18 protein-coding genes and 1 tRNA gene are annotated in these 14,576 nt (G+C 67.2%); 9 read left to right on the top strand and 10 right to left on the bottom strand.

Annotated features, from left to right (window positions below; all coding sequences use genetic code 11):
* Positions 1-11: 11 nt before the first annotated feature.
* The 6 genes from sufD (at position 12) to U5918_RS03720 (ending at position 4,998) form a co-directional block, all read left to right on the top strand.
* Positions 12-1,223: a Fe-S cluster assembly protein SufD gene (gene sufD / locus U5918_RS03745; RefSeq protein ID WP_335999552.1), complete on the top strand. Its 1,212-nt coding sequence runs from the start codon at positions 12-14 to the stop codon at positions 1,221-1,223.
* Between the two features lie 237 nt (positions 1,224-1,460).
* Positions 1,461-1,940 (top strand): ferritin-like domain-containing protein, encoded by a 480-nt coding sequence (locus U5918_RS03740; protein WP_335999550.1) that lies wholly within the window; start codon positions 1,461-1,463, stop codon positions 1,938-1,940.
* Between the two features lie 37 nt (positions 1,941-1,977).
* On the top strand, positions 1,978-2,409 hold the full coding sequence (locus U5918_RS03735) for a metal-dependent transcriptional regulator (protein ID WP_335999549.1): 432 nt from the start codon (positions 1,978-1,980) through the stop codon (positions 2,407-2,409).
* 56 nt (positions 2,410-2,465) lie between these two features.
* Positions 2,466-2,587 (top strand) — tRNA-Gln (locus U5918_RS03730).
* 341 nt (positions 2,588-2,928) lie between these two features.
* On the top strand, positions 2,929-4,566 hold the full coding sequence (locus U5918_RS03725) for a potassium channel family protein (protein WP_418771148.1): 1,638 nt from the start codon (positions 2,929-2,931) through the stop codon (positions 4,564-4,566).
* Positions 4,567-4,839: 273 nt separating this feature from the next.
* Positions 4,840-4,998, top strand: coding sequence for a hypothetical protein (locus U5918_RS03720; protein ID WP_335999548.1), 159 nt, complete (start codon positions 4,840-4,842; stop codon positions 4,996-4,998).
* Here the strand turns inward: U5918_RS03720 and U5918_RS03715 are convergent.
* Positions 4,968-5,480, bottom strand: coding sequence for a pyridoxamine 5'-phosphate oxidase family protein (locus U5918_RS03715; protein ID WP_335999546.1), 513 nt, complete (start codon positions 5,478-5,480; stop codon positions 4,968-4,970). The genes U5918_RS03720 and U5918_RS03715 overlap by 31 nt on opposite strands.
* 75 nt (positions 5,481-5,555) lie before the next feature.
* On the opposite strand from U5918_RS03715, the gene U5918_RS03710 reads away from it, so the two are divergent.
* Positions 5,556-6,218, top strand: coding sequence for a DUF502 domain-containing protein (locus tag U5918_RS03710; protein ID WP_335999545.1), 663 nt, complete (start codon positions 5,556-5,558; stop codon positions 6,216-6,218).
* A 40-nt stretch (positions 6,219-6,258) separates the two neighbouring features.
* Here the strand turns inward: U5918_RS03710 and U5918_RS03705 are convergent, their stop codons facing one another.
* Positions 6,259-6,990: a GNAT family N-acetyltransferase gene (locus U5918_RS03705; RefSeq protein ID WP_335999544.1), complete on the bottom strand. Its 732-nt coding sequence runs from the start codon at positions 6,988-6,990 to the stop codon at positions 6,259-6,261.
* Between the two features lie 207 nt (positions 6,991-7,197).
* Between U5918_RS03705 and U5918_RS03700 the strand changes: the two genes are divergently transcribed.
* Complete coding sequence (locus tag U5918_RS03700; RefSeq protein WP_335999541.1) at positions 7,198-7,929, top strand: HD domain-containing protein; 732 nt, start codon at positions 7,198-7,200, stop codon at positions 7,927-7,929.
* On the opposite strand, the gene U5918_RS03695 is transcribed toward U5918_RS03700, so the two are convergent.
* Together U5918_RS03695 and U5918_RS03690 are read right to left on the bottom strand one after the other, a co-directional pair.
* On the bottom strand, positions 7,926-8,618 hold the full coding sequence (locus U5918_RS03695; RefSeq protein WP_335999539.1) for a LysE family transporter: 693 nt from the start codon (positions 8,616-8,618) through the stop codon (positions 7,926-7,928). The two genes, U5918_RS03700 and U5918_RS03695, sit on opposite strands and share 4 nt — an antisense overlap.
* A 4-nt stretch (positions 8,619-8,622) precedes the next feature.
* Positions 8,623-9,813 carry a threonine synthase gene (locus U5918_RS03690; protein ID WP_335999537.1) on the bottom strand — a complete coding sequence of 397 codons (1,191 nt, stop codon included), beginning with the start codon at positions 9,811-9,813 and terminating at the stop codon, positions 8,623-8,625.
* Positions 9,814-9,971: 158 nt separating this feature from the next.
* Between U5918_RS03690 and U5918_RS03685 the strand changes: the two genes are divergently transcribed.
* Complete coding sequence (locus U5918_RS03685) at positions 9,972-11,228, top strand: NAD(P)/FAD-dependent oxidoreductase (RefSeq protein WP_335999536.1); 1,257 nt, start codon at positions 9,972-9,974, stop codon at positions 11,226-11,228.
* Here the strand turns inward: U5918_RS03685 and U5918_RS03680 are convergent.
* The 6 genes from U5918_RS03680 to U5918_RS03655 form a co-directional block, all read right to left on the bottom strand.
* Entirely contained in the window at positions 11,220-11,918 is a 699-nt protein-coding gene (locus U5918_RS03680) for a metallophosphoesterase (protein WP_335999534.1), read from the bottom strand. The two genes, U5918_RS03685 and U5918_RS03680, sit on opposite strands and share 9 nt — an antisense overlap.
* 36 nt (positions 11,919-11,954) lie before the next feature.
* Positions 11,955-12,554 (bottom strand): J domain-containing protein, encoded by a 600-nt coding sequence (locus tag U5918_RS03675; protein WP_335999532.1) that lies wholly within the window; start codon positions 12,552-12,554, stop codon positions 11,955-11,957.
* Between the two features lie 75 nt (positions 12,555-12,629).
* Positions 12,630-13,385 (bottom strand): proteasome assembly chaperone family protein, encoded by a 756-nt coding sequence (locus tag U5918_RS03670; protein WP_335999530.1) that lies wholly within the window; start codon positions 13,383-13,385, stop codon positions 12,630-12,632.
* A gap of 5 nt (positions 13,386-13,390) precedes the next feature.
* Positions 13,391-13,573 (bottom strand): RNA-protein complex protein Nop10, encoded by a 183-nt coding sequence (locus U5918_RS03665; RefSeq protein ID WP_335999528.1) that lies wholly within the window; start codon positions 13,571-13,573, stop codon positions 13,391-13,393.
* 28 nt (positions 13,574-13,601) lie between these two features.
* On the bottom strand, positions 13,602-14,402 hold the full coding sequence (locus U5918_RS03660) for a translation initiation factor IF-2 subunit alpha (RefSeq protein WP_335999526.1): 801 nt from the start codon (positions 14,400-14,402) through the stop codon (positions 13,602-13,604).
* Complete coding sequence (locus U5918_RS03655; protein ID WP_335999524.1) at positions 14,403-14,576, bottom strand: 30S ribosomal protein S27e; 174 nt, start codon at positions 14,574-14,576, stop codon at positions 14,403-14,405.

The following is a 14,576-nucleotide window of genomic DNA, read 5'->3' as shown; positions in this document are numbered from 1 at the left end:
CCGGATCGACCATGAGCACGCAGGTACAAGCAAACCTCACGGAGGAGCAGGTAACGGAGATCAGCGAACAGCTCGACGAGCCCGAGTGGCTGCTGGAGACGCGCCTCGACGCGCTCGACGCGCTCGGAGAGCTCGACATGCCCGCCGTCATCCAGACGCCGGGCCGGGAGTGGACGAACCTCGACGCGCTCGACTACGAGCGCTTCGTCGACCCCCTGGAGATGGCTCAGGAGAAAGACCGCGTGGACGCCGAGGGCGTCGACGTGCTCTCCTGGTCCGACGCGCTGGACCAACACGGCGACCTGATCGAGGAGCAATTCGGCAGCGTCGTCGACCCCCAGCGCGACTACCTCACGGCGCTCTCGACGGCGCTGTTCTCGGCAGGGACGGTCGTCTACGTCCCCGAGGGCGTCGACGCAGAGGACGTGAAGATCCGGACCCGGATGAACAGCCGCGCGCTGTTCAACTACACGCTCGTGATCGCCGAGGAATCGTCCTCGGTCACCATCCTCGAACGGCAGGAGACCGGTGACGACGCCGAGGGCGAGCGCTACTACAGCGGCGTCGTCGAGGCCGTCGCCGGCGAGAACGCGACCGTCCAGTACGGCGCGCTGCAGAACCTGGACGAGGAGACGTACAACTTCCAGGTCAAGCGCGGGCACACCGGCCAGTACGGCCAGGTGAACTGGATCGAGGGCAACATCGGGTCGCGCCTCACGAAGACCAGCGTCGAGACGCGACTGCTCGGCGACTCCTCGGAATCGAAGATCGTCGGGGCCTTCTTCGGCCACGAGGACCAGCACTTCGACCTCGCCTCCAGAGTCTGGCACGAGGCCGAACACACGACGGCCGACCTGATCACGCGTGGCGTCCTCGACGACCACGCACGGTCGGTCTACGAGGGGGTTCAGGACGTCGGCCGGGAGGCCTGGGACACCAACTCCTACCAGCGCGAGAACACGCTGATGCTCTCCGACGAGAGCGAGGCCGACGCCTCCCCGAAGCTGATCATCAACAACCACGACACCGAGGCCAGCCACTCCGCGACGGTCGGCCAGGTCGACGAACAGGACATGTTCTACATGACCTCGCGGGCCATCCCCGCGCAGGTCGCCGAGAACATGCTGGTCGAGGGCTTCTTCGAGCCCGTCCTCTCCGAGGTCGCGGTCGACGAGTTCCGCGAGGACCTCGCGGGGCTGATCGCGAAGCGTCTTCGTGAGTGACCGGAAGGTCACGAACGAATGGCTCGGGAGAGCTCGCTCTCCCGGCGTCTTCGTGAGTAGCGAGGTTGCGGACGCAACCTCGAAAACGAACGGGCCACAGGCCCGCGAGTAACGAATTCGGATTTTCAGTTCCCGACTCGCAGCGCGACGGACCACGAGGGAACGGCTTAAGTTCCAGCCTCCCGCACTCTCGCGTATGCTGGCGGGACAGAGTCGGCTCGGTCGACGGTGGTCGCCGTGAGCGTGCAGCAACCGGTCTCGAACGACCACCAGCTCGCGCGACTGTTACAGATCGGCGTCGTCCTCGAAGAGGTCGTCGAGGCGCGCGCCGGCGAGCACGCCCGGGCGCTGGAGCTCGAGGACCCGGAACTGGAGGCGCTTCTGGACGAGGCCGCCCGGGAGTCGGCCGACCACCGCGATCGACTGGAGACGCTCATCGACGACCTGGAAGCCGACACCATCCCCTTCGAGGAGATCAAGGGACTGGTGACGGCCCAGTACGAGTCCGAGGCGGACTTCGACGGCGTCCTCTACGATCAATTGTGTAACGAGGAGACCGCCTACAAGTTCTACGACGATCTCATCGGGGCCATCGAGGCCTCCGACGCCACCTTCGGCGTCGATCGCGCGGAACTGATCGAGACGCTCACTGCGATCCGAGAGGAGGAGGCGGAGGGAGTCGAGGAAGTCACCGAACTCATGGAGACACGAGAATGATCGGGAGCCATCGACGAGCGGACGGAGGGGATCTGGCGTGAACACGGCCGACCAGTACCTGAAGGCGATCTATCTGGTCCAGCAGGTCGAGGACGGCCCGGCCGCCACCGGCCGCGTCGCCGACATGCTCGACGTGAGCCCCGCGAGCGCCAACGAGATGATCGGCAAACTCGAAGAGCGCGACCTGCTCGACCACGAGAAGTACAAGGGCGTCACGCTCACCGACGACGGCATCGTCCGGGCCCGCGACGCGCTCCAGACCTACTGCATCATCGAGCGATTCCTCTTCGAGGTCCTCGACGTCGAGGAGTTCCAGGCCGAGGCCAAACAGCTCGAACCCGTCATCGACGAGACGGTCGCCGAACGCCTCGACACCATCATCGACCGCAATCCGAAGTGCCCGGACTGCTTCGACCCCGAAGACGACGCCTGCGAGCTGCTCGAGGTCGAAGCGGACCCGGCGGACTGAGCGAAATCGCCACCAAGAGTAAGCTTCTTACTCGTCGGTCCGGACGATGAAGACGTAGCCCCGTGGTGTAGTGGCCAATCATAGAGGCCTTTGGAGCGGTTTCAGTTCGGAAACACTCAAACATCCGAATTCGCCGCGAAGACAGCCTCTGACAGCGGTTCGAATCCGCTCGGGGCTACTATACTTGTTTTGACATTATCGAGACCCCTCGGGAAGGGACAGGTCGTCTCGTTAGCTGGCTCCTGCTTGGCGACCGTCCGAAGTCGGATCTGCTCCGATTCGTCGACCGAGCAGTCAAATCGGCTCGCCCGGCGGTGGATCGGTACGCCTCGAAATATACAAGGACGCGGGACACTCTGCGCCAGCACGTCGTCGTTCTGGAGCGAAGCCGTGCTATGACACCTGATGAGTGTGACTGTCCGGACTGCTGAGAGGAAGGGGCTGGTGACTACGGAGTGTGACTGCAGAACGGGTGGGTGGGTACCCTGGTGATAAATAAATTCACCTGTATTCCCCTGTATGCAGCGACCGTCCCGTCGAACCGGTTACTATCTGGCACTGGTTATCGTGCTGACCCTGTTGCTGACGGTGGTCTACAATGTCGGGATGGCTAGCTGGGAGAATCGTCCCCAGCCCCTGTATCGGTCGCTCCAGGTCGTGATTCAGAGCTTTACCACGACGGGCTATGGTGAAGATGCACCGTGGCTAACGCCACAGATGAATCTGCTGGCGATCGTGATGCAGTTCACCGGCATCGGGCTGATCCTCACCGCCGTAGACGTGTTCGCTGTCCCGTGGATCCGGGATGCACTCACGCCAAGCGCGCCCCAAGTCGCGCCCGAGCTAGACGATCACGTCATCATCTGTGAACACACGCCCCGAACCGACGCGTTCATCGGGGAACTCGAAGCCCGGGGCCGCGATTACGTCCACATCGAATCCGATCCGGAGACGGCACGTGAACTGTACGAACGGGGGTATCGACTCATCGAAGGCGACGCGGAGACGACCGAGACGCTCGCGAACGCGCACATCGAATCTGCGATGTGTGTGGTCATCGATGCCGCCGACGACAGGAGCGCGAGTATCGCACTTGCCGTCCGTGAAGCCCGTCCGGACGTCCGCGTGATCGCGCTCGTCGAGGACGCCGATCTCGCTCAGTATCACCGCGCAGCCGGAGTAGACGACGTCCTCTCTCCGCGGCAATTACTGGGGGAGAGTTTGGCGGAGCATCTTCCGACCGCGGTTACGACGGAGATCGACGAAGGGGTCACCATCGGTGAGGATTTCGAACTCGTCGAACTAACGATCTCGGAGGACAGCGACCTCGCTCACACGACGTTCGCCGAGGCGGCACTCCGGGACCGATTCGGTGTGAACGTGGTCGGGGCCTGGCTCGATAGCGACTTCAAAACGCCCGTCGATCTCGACGACAGACTGGAGGCCGGGACGCGACTGCTCGTAACTGGCGAATCCGACCAGGTAGAATCCCTGCGGGAGATCACGGTCTCGGCTGTCCGTGACTTTACCGCGCAGCGGATCGTCCTCGCCGGGTATGGTGATTCTGGACGCGCCGTATACGATGGGTTAGCAGGATCCGGCTCGCGTCTGACCGTGCTAGATATCGAGCAACAGGAACAGGTCGATGTCGTCGGGGACGCCCGGGATCCAGACGTTCTGGAAGCGGCCGGGATCAGGGACGCGGACGCGCTGGTACTCACGGTTGCCGACGATACGACGGCGGTTTTCACGACCCTGATCGTCCGGGAATTGAATCCCGACCTGCAGATCATCGTCCGGGCGAACGAGGAAGAAGACGTCGAGAAACTCTACCGGGCCGGGGCGGATTACGTGCAATCGCTGGCGACGGTCAGCGGACGGATGCTGGCCTCGACGGTTTTCGAGGACGAAGAGGTGTTGACATACCAGACGCAAATCAACGTCGTCCGGCTTCCGGCGAGTGGCCTGGAAGGAACCACGCTCGCTGCGGAAGAAGTACGGACGACGACCGGCTGTACGGTCATCGCGGTGATTCGAGACGGCAAAACGATCACCCGGTTCGATCCCGTGAATTTCACCTTCGAAGCCGGTGACGAGTTCGTTATCACGGGGACCGACGAGGCCATTACACAGTTCGAACAGCAGTTCCGGGCCTGAACGTCGACGTCGATCGATCGGCACTCGGATGGCGCCGAGACTGCCAGCGTCGGGCGAACCACCCCTACTCTCTCGTCCGTGTTACTGTAGCCCATCCCAGTACCACCGGGATGCTGACTATGCGCTGTGAATCCAGCACAGCAGCTGAAACCGATCACCGATCCAGGATATCGACGGGTCCAGATAGTTCTACAGTACGCCAGACCGAAGCGACTCGGCCGGAACCCGAAACCTTGAATTTCCGGGCGTGGTAGTACGGGTAAGGGTTCCCCGATGCTAGACTCCGTCTTCCTCCACGCGGGCGCGGCGCGGACGCCGTTCTCCCACGCGTTCGTCGACGCGGTCGTGGGCGTCGCGGTCGGATTGCTGATCGTCGCGGTGTTCTACGCCGTCCTCCGCTTCTACGTCGGGCCGTCGCGCTCGGAACTCTGAGCGTCGGCCATCCGCTTGCCGTAGTCCCAGGTCGCGACTCTGGTCGGCTCGACAGTGAGTCTGACCTCCTCGCGTTCTTTCGACAGGAGCGTCTGGGCCAGCGAGGAGTCGGTGCCGCCGAGGTAGCGTTCGACGAGGGACCGGAGGACGACCTTGTCCGGGTCGGGGTCGAGAGTGACGGTGGCCTGGCCGCGCACCCCACGGTAGGGCGGGTCGTTGACGGACACCTCGAAGGCCACGCGGGGGTCGTGTTCGAGAAACTCGACCACGTCGGCGCTGGCGGCGGTCGCACACCGGAGGGCGCCGTCGTCGACCTCGTACCACAGGGAGAGCATCCAGAGGCCGTCCTCGGGCGTCCGGCAACTCAGCCTGATCGGGATGCGCACGTCCGCGAGGAAGGCGAGCGCCTCCTCGCGGGACCAGGGGCCCGAGGGCTGCCAGGGCGCGGCGTCTCGGTCGCCGGTGGGATCGGTGTCGGTCACGCCTACGGGAAGGCGCTCCGGACACAAAGATGCCCGGGGCAGCACGCTTTTATCGGATCGCGCACAGGGCAGCCTATGCGCTTCTCGCAGGTGCTTCGCAACAGTTTCGTCGCCGGACTCGCGCTGGTCGCGCCGCTGGTCGTCACCATCGTCGCCTTGCAGTTTCTGGTCGGGTGGGTGACGACGTTCATCGACCCGGTCGTCCAGGGGACCCAGCTGACCCGGTACACGGCCAACATCGAGGTCGTGGCACAGGTGCTCGCGCTGGTGGTGATCGTCGCGGTGATCGTCGCCCTGGGCTATCTCGCCCAGGGGGCCGTCGGCCAGCGCGTCTTCGGCTGGGTCGACCGGGGGATCGGCGTCGTCCCGCTGGTCAGCATCATCTACTCGAGTCTCAGACAGGTGGCCAACGCCCTGATGGAGCGCTCGAACCGGTACGAGAGCGTCGTCATGGTGGAGTACCCGCGGGAGGGCGTCTACAGCATCGGGTTCGTCACCGGCGACGGGCCGACGGAGGCCGAAGCGGTGGCTGGCGGCCCTCTCTACAACGTCTTTCTACCGAACAGCCCGAACCCGACCGGCGGGCGATTCCTGCTGGTGCCCGAGGGCCAGGTCCACGAGATCGACATCAGCGTGCGCCGGGGCGTCCGCCTGCTCGTGACGACGGGGATCGCGGAGAGCGACGAGGAACTGGCACAACTGCGCAGCGAAGCGGGCCTGCCGTCGAACTCGCTGTGACGGGGCGGGTTCGTGAACGGACGCGTTGCGGGTGGTGCGGTTAGAGGTACGCCGCGTCCCAGCGGGTCGGTTTGCGGCTGTTGCCGCACTCGCTGCACTCGATGCGGCCCATCGCGTCCATGGCGTTGGCGAGCGAGTCGCACTTCCCGCAGTGGTAGCCGTATTTGTCCGTCCGGTTCTCGTCGACGTAGACGACGTGGAAGGGGCCGGCCGAGCCGTGGTCGACGTCGTCGTGGTCGATGTACACCGTCTGGCCCTCGTCGGTCGTCCGGGGTTCGAGGCCCTCCGGTTCGGCCTCGAGGTAGAGCGCTTCGGTGTAGGGGCTGCCGTCGATCTCGACCTCCCCTTCGCCGACCTTCTCGAAGCCGCGGTTCCGGTAGAAGGTGTTGCCGACCTCGTTCATCGACAGGACGCGGCCGCGGAGCTGGCTGATCCCCCGCTCGCCGAGGCGGTCGCGGACGGTCTCGAAGAGCTCCTCTCCGATTCCCTCCCCGCGGTAGTCGGGGTGGACGTGGAGCCACAGCAGGTCCGCGCCGTTCTCGTCGTCGTGGACGACGGTCTCGGTGAACGCGACCGGCTCGCCGTCGCGTTCGGCCACGAGGAAGAGCATGTCGTCTCGATCGACTTTCTCCTCGAACTCGTCGTCGTCGTACCACTGTCGTACCGTGCCCTCGATCGTCCCCGGACTGAGGGTGTAGGACGCCTGGAGCGACCGTTCGGCGATCTCCCTGATTGCGTCCTGATCGTCGGGCGTCGCCGCTCGTACTTCCATATGTTACAGTATGGCTGTGGCTGGCAATAAATCTACGTCACCCGCGGTATTCGCGCTCGACGGGAGGGGCGACCCGGGGGTCGGGCGGGTGGTTTCGACCTCGGATGCAGGGGCGCTGTAGATTTCAGGGTGTCGTAACGCTAAAGACCCGCACACGCTTTTATATCCGTAAGATGAACACCGAACGTCACGTCCGGAGGTGGGCCCGTGGGCGTTGAAATACGCGAGTCGCCCGTCTCCGAGGCTGAATTCGAGGAGATGCAGGTCTTCGTGCACGACTACCTCGAAGCGAGCGTCGTGAGCGAAGAGGAGGGCGGCCGGATGCGCTGGTACCCCTGGCACTCAGCGGCCTACCGGTTCAACCACATCATGAACGTGGTCGAACTGGCCGCCGACATCGCCAGAGAAGAGGGCGCGAACGTCGACGTCACGCGCGTCGCCGCCCTCTTTCACGACATCGCGAAACTGGAGGCCGAACAGGACGTCCACGCCGAGGAGGGCGCTCGCATCGCCCGCGAGTACCTGACGGCCCACTGTGACTACCCGCAGTCGTTCGTGGACGAGGTCTGCGCAGCCGTCCGCGACCACTCCTACCAGGGGCCGCTCTCGGACCTGCCGCTCGAGACGCAGTGTCTCATCGAGGCCGACCTGCTGGACAAGGTAGGTGCGAACGGAACCGCGCTGATGCTGTTGCGGATGGGCTACGAGTCGCGCACGCACATGGACAGCGCGGAGATGGTCGGGCGGGTGCTCGAACGCGGCCGGGACGCCGCCGACCGGGTCGAGAGCGACACCGCCGAGAGCCTCGTCCACCAGCGACTCAAGCGCGTCGTGTGGTTCAAGGAGTGGCTCGAGTCCGAGGTGGCCATGATGGGCGACTCCGACGCGGAGTTGAGCCCGGGCATGGAGAAGGAACTCGACGACGACCTCGACGACTAGAAGAGGCCCCGGAGCCCGTCGGCCACGAAGAGCACTCCGGTGCCCGCGAGGACGACGGCGCTCGCCCCCGCGACCAGCGGCGTGAGTCTGTCGACCCGTCGCCCGGCCGCCACCAGCGCCGCCGGAAACCCGACGATCCAGCAGGCGATGCCCCCGAACAGCCCCGCAAGCAGCAGCGCGCTCCCCGTCTCGACGACGAGCACGCCCGCGAGCGCGCCCTCCAGATACGGCGTCTTCGCCAGCACGTCGACGGTTCCCGGGTCGAGCAACCCGACGCCGACGGTCAGCCAGAACGCGATCTGGTAGGGATTGGTCAGCGCGAGGACGAACGCTTTGCGGAACCCGCGGCCAGTCACGACGTCGTCGGTCGCGGCGTCACCGGCCAGCGCCTCGCGCGTGCTCGCGGCCGCGCCGACGGCGAAGTACAGCATCAGCGCGCCGCCGGCCAGGACCATGACCGCCCGGAGCGTCGGTGCCTCCCGGACGACCGTGACGACGCCGACCAGCGCCAGCACGAAGAAGCAGGCGTCGGCGAGCATCGCGCCGAGGCCGGCGGTGAACCCGGCCAGCCAGCCGCGGAGGACGCTCTCCTCGGCGATGACGGCGTTCATCGGCCCCGGCGGGGCCGCCAGCGCCAGGCCGAAGACGACGCCGGCGCCGAGCGTCGCAACTGGGCTCGCGACCGCCATCGGTTCAGATCCCTTTGCTCATGAGGTGGCTCCGGAGCACGTCCGCCTCCGCGTTCCCGGTGAGCGTGTTGACGAGCACGACGGTATCGTCTGCGCCCAGCTCGCCACGCTCGACCAGTTCCCGAGCGCCGCTGGCCGCCACGCCGGCCGTCGCGCCGAGTTCTACGCCTGCGGACTGTGCCACGTCGACGGCCGCTTCCAGCACGTCGCGGTCCACCGTCGCGACGGCCCCGCCGCCGGACTCGCCGACCGCATCGAGCACTTCGGCCCCGCCCGCCGGATCGGGGATCTCGATCCCGCCGCAGATGGTGTCCGGGGTCTCCCACGGCTCCGTCTCCGTTGCCCCGGCCTCGAACGCCTCGACGATCGGTGCACAGCCGGCAGCCTGGGCGGCGTAGCATTCGGGCACCTCGTCGACGAACCCGAGTTCGGCCAGGTCGCGCGCGCCCGCCGCCGTCCCGGCGAGTCCCACGCCCTCGCCGGTCGGGTAAATCACGGCGTCCGGCGCCGCCCAGTCCAGCTGCTCGGCGAGTTCGTACGCCAGCGTTCGGTGGCCCTCGCGGCGGTAGGGCGTCTCGAAGGCGGCCAGCGAGTGCCAGCCCTCCTCGGCCACCGTCTCCGCGAAGGCCTCGACGGCGTCCTCGTAGCGCCCGCCAACCACGGACATGTCCCCGCCGTGGACGTTGATCATGGCCTTGGCGTCGAACGTCGCCCGGGAGGGGACGAAGGAGTGCGAGTCCAGGCCCGCCCGGGCGGCGTAGGCGGCCGCCGCCTGTCCCTCGATGCCGGTCGTCGGCAGCGCCACGTCCTCGGCGCCGGCTTCCGCGGCAGCCGTGACCCCCAGCGCCATCCCGCGGTCGGCGACGCTGCCGGTCGGATTGCGCCCCTCGTCTTTGACGTACACCTCGCCGACGCCCCACTCGTCGGCCAGGTCCGGACAGGGGACCAGCGGCGTCGTCCCCTCGCGCATCGTCACCAGCGTCTCGGCGGCGAAGGGCAGGAGGTCGGCGTAGCGGGCGATTCCCTCGTAGCGCCGGTCCGCGAAGGCCTCGGTCGAGACGTCGACCGCGTCCAGATCGTAGGTCACGGCCAGATGACCGCCGCAGGCGGGGCAGGGCCCGGTCGCATCGGCCGGGTCGAACGAGTCGCCGCAGTCCCGACAGGTGAGGTCCCGAACGGCCGGATTGCGTGTCATGCCCGGTTGTGGGACCGCGACGGACTAATCCCTGTCCGTTCGCTCGCTCACCGTCGGTCGTCCGTGCCGGCGGCCGAACGTGCAGCCGCTGCCTCGTGGTCGCCGAGACCAAACCGCGCCGCCCGGGGTTTTTGTCGACTCAGCCCCTCGTCCCGGGCATGACTGACGTCGTGGTGGTCGGCGGCGGACTGGCCGGACTGGTCGCGGCCCGACACCTCGCCGAAGACGGGACGGACGTGACGGTGCTCGAAGCGCGCGACGCGGTGGGCGGGCGCGTCCGCTCGACCCGCGAGGACGGCTTCGTCCTCGACCGCGGATTCCAGGTCCTGTTCACTGCCTACCCGGCCGCCCGGCGAGAACTGGACTACGACGCGCTCGACCTACGGTACTTCTCCGCCGGCGCGACGATCGCCCGCCCGGGCCGACGGTCGGTGCTCGCGGACCCCCTTTCCAGTCCGGGCGACCTCGCCGATACGCTGTTCAACACGGACGTCACGACCGGCGACAAACTGCGGCTGTTCGGACTCCGGCGCGAACTGAAGGGTGCCGATCCCGAGACGCTGTTCGACCCCGCGGAGACGCAGACCATCGCCGAGTACCTCGACGAGCGGGGGTTCTCCCGGAAGTTCGTCGACAACTTCGCCGCGCCGTTCTACGGCGGGATCACGCTCGACCGGTCGCTTTCGAGCGACGCGGGCGTGTTCCGCTACACCTTCGCGATGCTCGTCAACGGGAAGACCGCGGTCCCCGCCGATGGGATGGGGGCGATCACCGGGCAACTCGCCGACGGTGCGCGCGACGCCGGGGTCGAGATCGAACTCGGACGCTCCGTCGCGGCCATCGACGCCAGCAACGACGGCGTCGCCGTCGAGACCGACGAGGGCGAGACAGTCCACGCCGACGGCGCGGTCGTCGCCACCGATCCGCAGACGGCGGCCGATCTGACCGACGTCACGGTTCCGACCGACACCAGGGGCTGTGTCACCCAGTACTACGCGCTGCCGCGCCGGGTCGATCTGGCGACGGGGACGAAGATCGTCCTGAACGCTCGCGACGCCGAACCGAACCAGATCGCACCCCTCTCGGCCGTCGCGCCGGCGTACGCCCCCGACGACCGGACGCTACTGAGCGCGACCTGGCTCGGAGAGCCGGAGGCGACCGACGAGGAACTCCGCGACCGCGCCCGTGAAGTCCTCGGTCAGTGGTATCCGGCCCGGCGCTTCGACGAACTGGAACTCATCAGTACAGATCGGATCGACGTCGCCCAGTTCGCCCAACCGCCGGGGTTTCGCGCCGACCTCCCCGATCCGGACGCGCCCGACGGTCCGGTCGTCCTCGCGGGCGATTACACCCGCTGGTCCTCGATCCAGGGGGCGCTGGAGAGCGGACGGATCGCCGCCGAAACCCTAGAGTAACTCCCGGAACTCGCCGAGCGGCGGGAACTCCCGGACGGCGGCAGCATCGTCGTCCCAGACGACGGGCCGGAAGCTATCCAGGTCACGGATCAGCGGCGAGTGCGTCTCGGCGGTGCCGCCGTAGCGACGGTTGATCGAGACGCCCTCGATCAGGTGGCTAAAGGCGGGAAGGACGAGCACGTCCGCGCCGTCGTAGGCCTCGCGAGCGTAGAGGTAACAGTGCCACTTCTTGCCTTCGACGGTAATAGTCGGATGGTCGTGGCCGACGACGTAGCAGTCCGCGTCGGCGGCGGGTTCGTGGTCGCCGTGGCAGACGACGGCGGTGCCCGCCGGGGTCTCGATCGCGAACTCGTGTTCGGTCGGCCCGCTCCAGACGGCGTCGAGCATGGCGTCGTGGTTGCCGGGCGTGACGATCGGCCGCGCGCCGGCGTCGGTGACCGTCCGTTCGAGCGCGGTGACTGTCTCCTCCGCGGCCGTGGCGACGCGGTCGAACGAGTGCAGGAGGTCGCCGGCGAAGACGACGGTCTCGGGGTCGTATCGCTCACAGAGGGCGCTCACCCGATCGACGAGGTGGTCGCGTTCGCCGAGCGGGAGCGAGACGTTCGCCGCCTCGGCTTTGCCGACGTGGAGGTCGGCACAGATCAGCGCGTCGCCGACGACGACCGCCCGGTCCCGGAAGGTCACGTCCACACTCGCAGTCCGACCCTGGCCGGTAAATGCCTGCCGCTAGCCGGCGTGGCGCTTGGCCGTCGCGTAGGCCTCGCGGACGCGCTTGAACTCGTCCCGGTCCCCGCCGTGGTCCGGGTGGACCTCCTTCGCCTTCTCCCGGTAGGCGCGTTTGATGTCCGCGACGCCAGCGCCGACCGGCAACCCGAGGACGGCGTGGGCGGCCTCGCGAGGATCCATCTCGGCCGCGTCGTCGCCGAACTGGATCTCCGGCGTCTCGAAGGGGAGCCGCGGGCCGAGCGCGACGCCCGGCAACTCGTGTTCGACCAGCACCGGCGTCGTCTCTGAGCGCTCGATGCGGTAGTACGCCCGGGCGTCGAACGTGATCGCCACGTCGCGTTTGGGCAGGTAGAAGGCGACGTGCTGGCCCTCGACGAAGTGGCCCTCGGCGTACTGCTCCCCGATGGCGTCGAGGTACCGGCGGATCTCCTCGCGGCGCTGGGCCTCGCCACTGGCCGTGTCGCTTTCGGACGGACCGCGGCCGGGAAAGCGCCGCACGCCGACGTAGAACAGCCCGGCGATCAGCACGCTACAGACCAACCCGAGCAGCGCTCCGTCGACCAGCCAGCGCGGCAACCCCTCGAACGCCTCAAGGTACACGCGAACACGTACGGGACGACGGACAAAGAATTTCTCGGACGGGTTCCAGCCGGGGACCGGCGCCCTCGACTCCGCTCAGCCGATGTATCGCAGATCCTCGTCCGGGCCGGCCGTCGCGCTGCTCTCCATCTCCTGGATCTTGCGGACGACCTCCTCCATCTCCTCGGCCCGATCTTCGAGCGACCCGAAGTCGACCTCGAAGCCGATCAGTTCCTCGAGCACCGTGAGGACGGCCTGGGCGCTCTTGGGGTCGACGAGGTAGCCGCTGGTCTCGCCCATGAGACAGGCCGCCTCGAAGTCCCGGCGCTCGCCCAGTCCCAAAAGGAGGCCGGAGACGCCGACGATGCCGCCGGCGGGTTCGTCCTCGCGGAACTGGACGTCGGCGGCCTCGAGGTCCTCGACGAAGGCCGCGTCCGTCGCCGCCCCGAGGACGTCGTACTCCTCGATGAGTTCGCCCGTCGGGACGCCCCCGAGCGCGAAGACGCGCTCGACGCCGAACTCGTCGGCCACGTCGAGGATCCGGTCGGTCAGCCGGTAGTGGCCCTGGTTGTCCTGGGCCTGGTGGTCGCCGGTCAGCACGAGCAGGTCCTGCCCCTGCTCCGTGTGGACGGCGTGGAAGGCGGCGCTGGCCAGTTCCGTCTCCCCCTCGTCGATGCTGACCTGCGGCGGGAAGTGCTGTGAGTAGATTCGTCGCACTTCCTCGCCGTCCAGCTCCTCGACGAGGTGCTCGGCGGCGAGTTTCCCCACGTGCCCGACGCCCGGCAGGCCCTCGACGAGCACGGGATCCGTGAGCTCGGGGTCCGCGAGCGTCTCGATATCGAACTCGTCCATACCCCTTACTGCCGGTTGCGTCGCTTAATAGCGCGTCGATATTCCCCGTAGCGGTCCGTCGGATCGAAGGGTGCCGGGGCGCTGTTTACCGCCTCGCCGCCGCACTCGGGGCAGCTCTCGCCAAGCGTGTAGACCGGCCGGTCGTGAGCGGTCTCCCACGCGGCACAGACGCGAATGTCGGATTTCATGGCGCTGAAAAACGGCCGCGTCGACGAGTCACTCCTCGTCGGTGTTGCGCTCGCGGTGGTAGCGCCCGTCGCCGCCGTGGTCCGCGACGACCGCGCTGGCGCGGTCCGCGCTCTCTTCGAGGTGTGACTCGGCGGTCTTGTAGTCGGGCGCGCGGACCCGGATGCGGTACTCCGGGGAGCCGACGTAGGTGACCTCGAGTTCGACCTCCTCGGGGACCTCGCCGTTGCCCTCGGCGGCCTGCAGGGCCTCCTTGATCACGTCGACGCCCTCGCCGTCGGGGCAGGTCAGGTCGACGTAGCCCGTGACGGTGACGTACGGCACCGAGACGTTATCGCGGGCGGTCTCGACGATCGCCTCGATCTCGTCCTCGGAGAGGTCCGTCGGTTCGAGGGCCTCCTCGCCGTGGATGGCGGCCTGCTCGAAGCCGTCGTACATCGAGCCGAACTCGGCGAGGAACTCGTTGGCGATGGCCGCGTAGGTCTCGTCTTCCAGGTCCTCGCCGAAGGCCAGTTCCATCCAGTTGTCTGCCTTCTGCTCGTTTTTCCACTCCTGGATCTTGTCCTTGCGTTGGTGGTCGTTGACGTCCTTGATCGAGAGGTCGATCTGCTGGGCCTCTTCGTCCACTTCGAGGACCTTGGCGACGACCGTCTGTCCCTCGTTGACGTGGTCGCGGACGTTCTTGATCCAGCCGGAGGCGACCTCGGAGATGTGACAGAGCCCGCGCTTGTCCTCGTACTCCAGCAGGTCCGCGAACACGCCGAAGTCCTCGATCTCGTCGATCCGCCCGACGACGAGTTCGCCGGGGTCGGGCCAGCCACTGTATTTCATCTATCGCGCCTCGACGGTCTCGGTGATCTCGCCTTCGATGGCCGCCTCGCCGCCGGTCGGGCGGGCCAGTCGGTGGCCACACACCGCGCAGGCGACCTCCGTCGCGGCCTTGCCGAAGACGATCTGTTCGTTCTCACAGTCCGGACACGCGACGCTGTAGAAGTTTCCTGCCAT

It is taken from the genome of Halorientalis sp. LT38 (assembly GCF_037031225.1).
GTDB lineage: Archaea > Halobacteriota > Halobacteria > Halobacteriales > Haloarculaceae > Halorientalis > Halorientalis halophila.
This window is presented reverse-complemented; position numbering and strand designations above follow the sequence as displayed.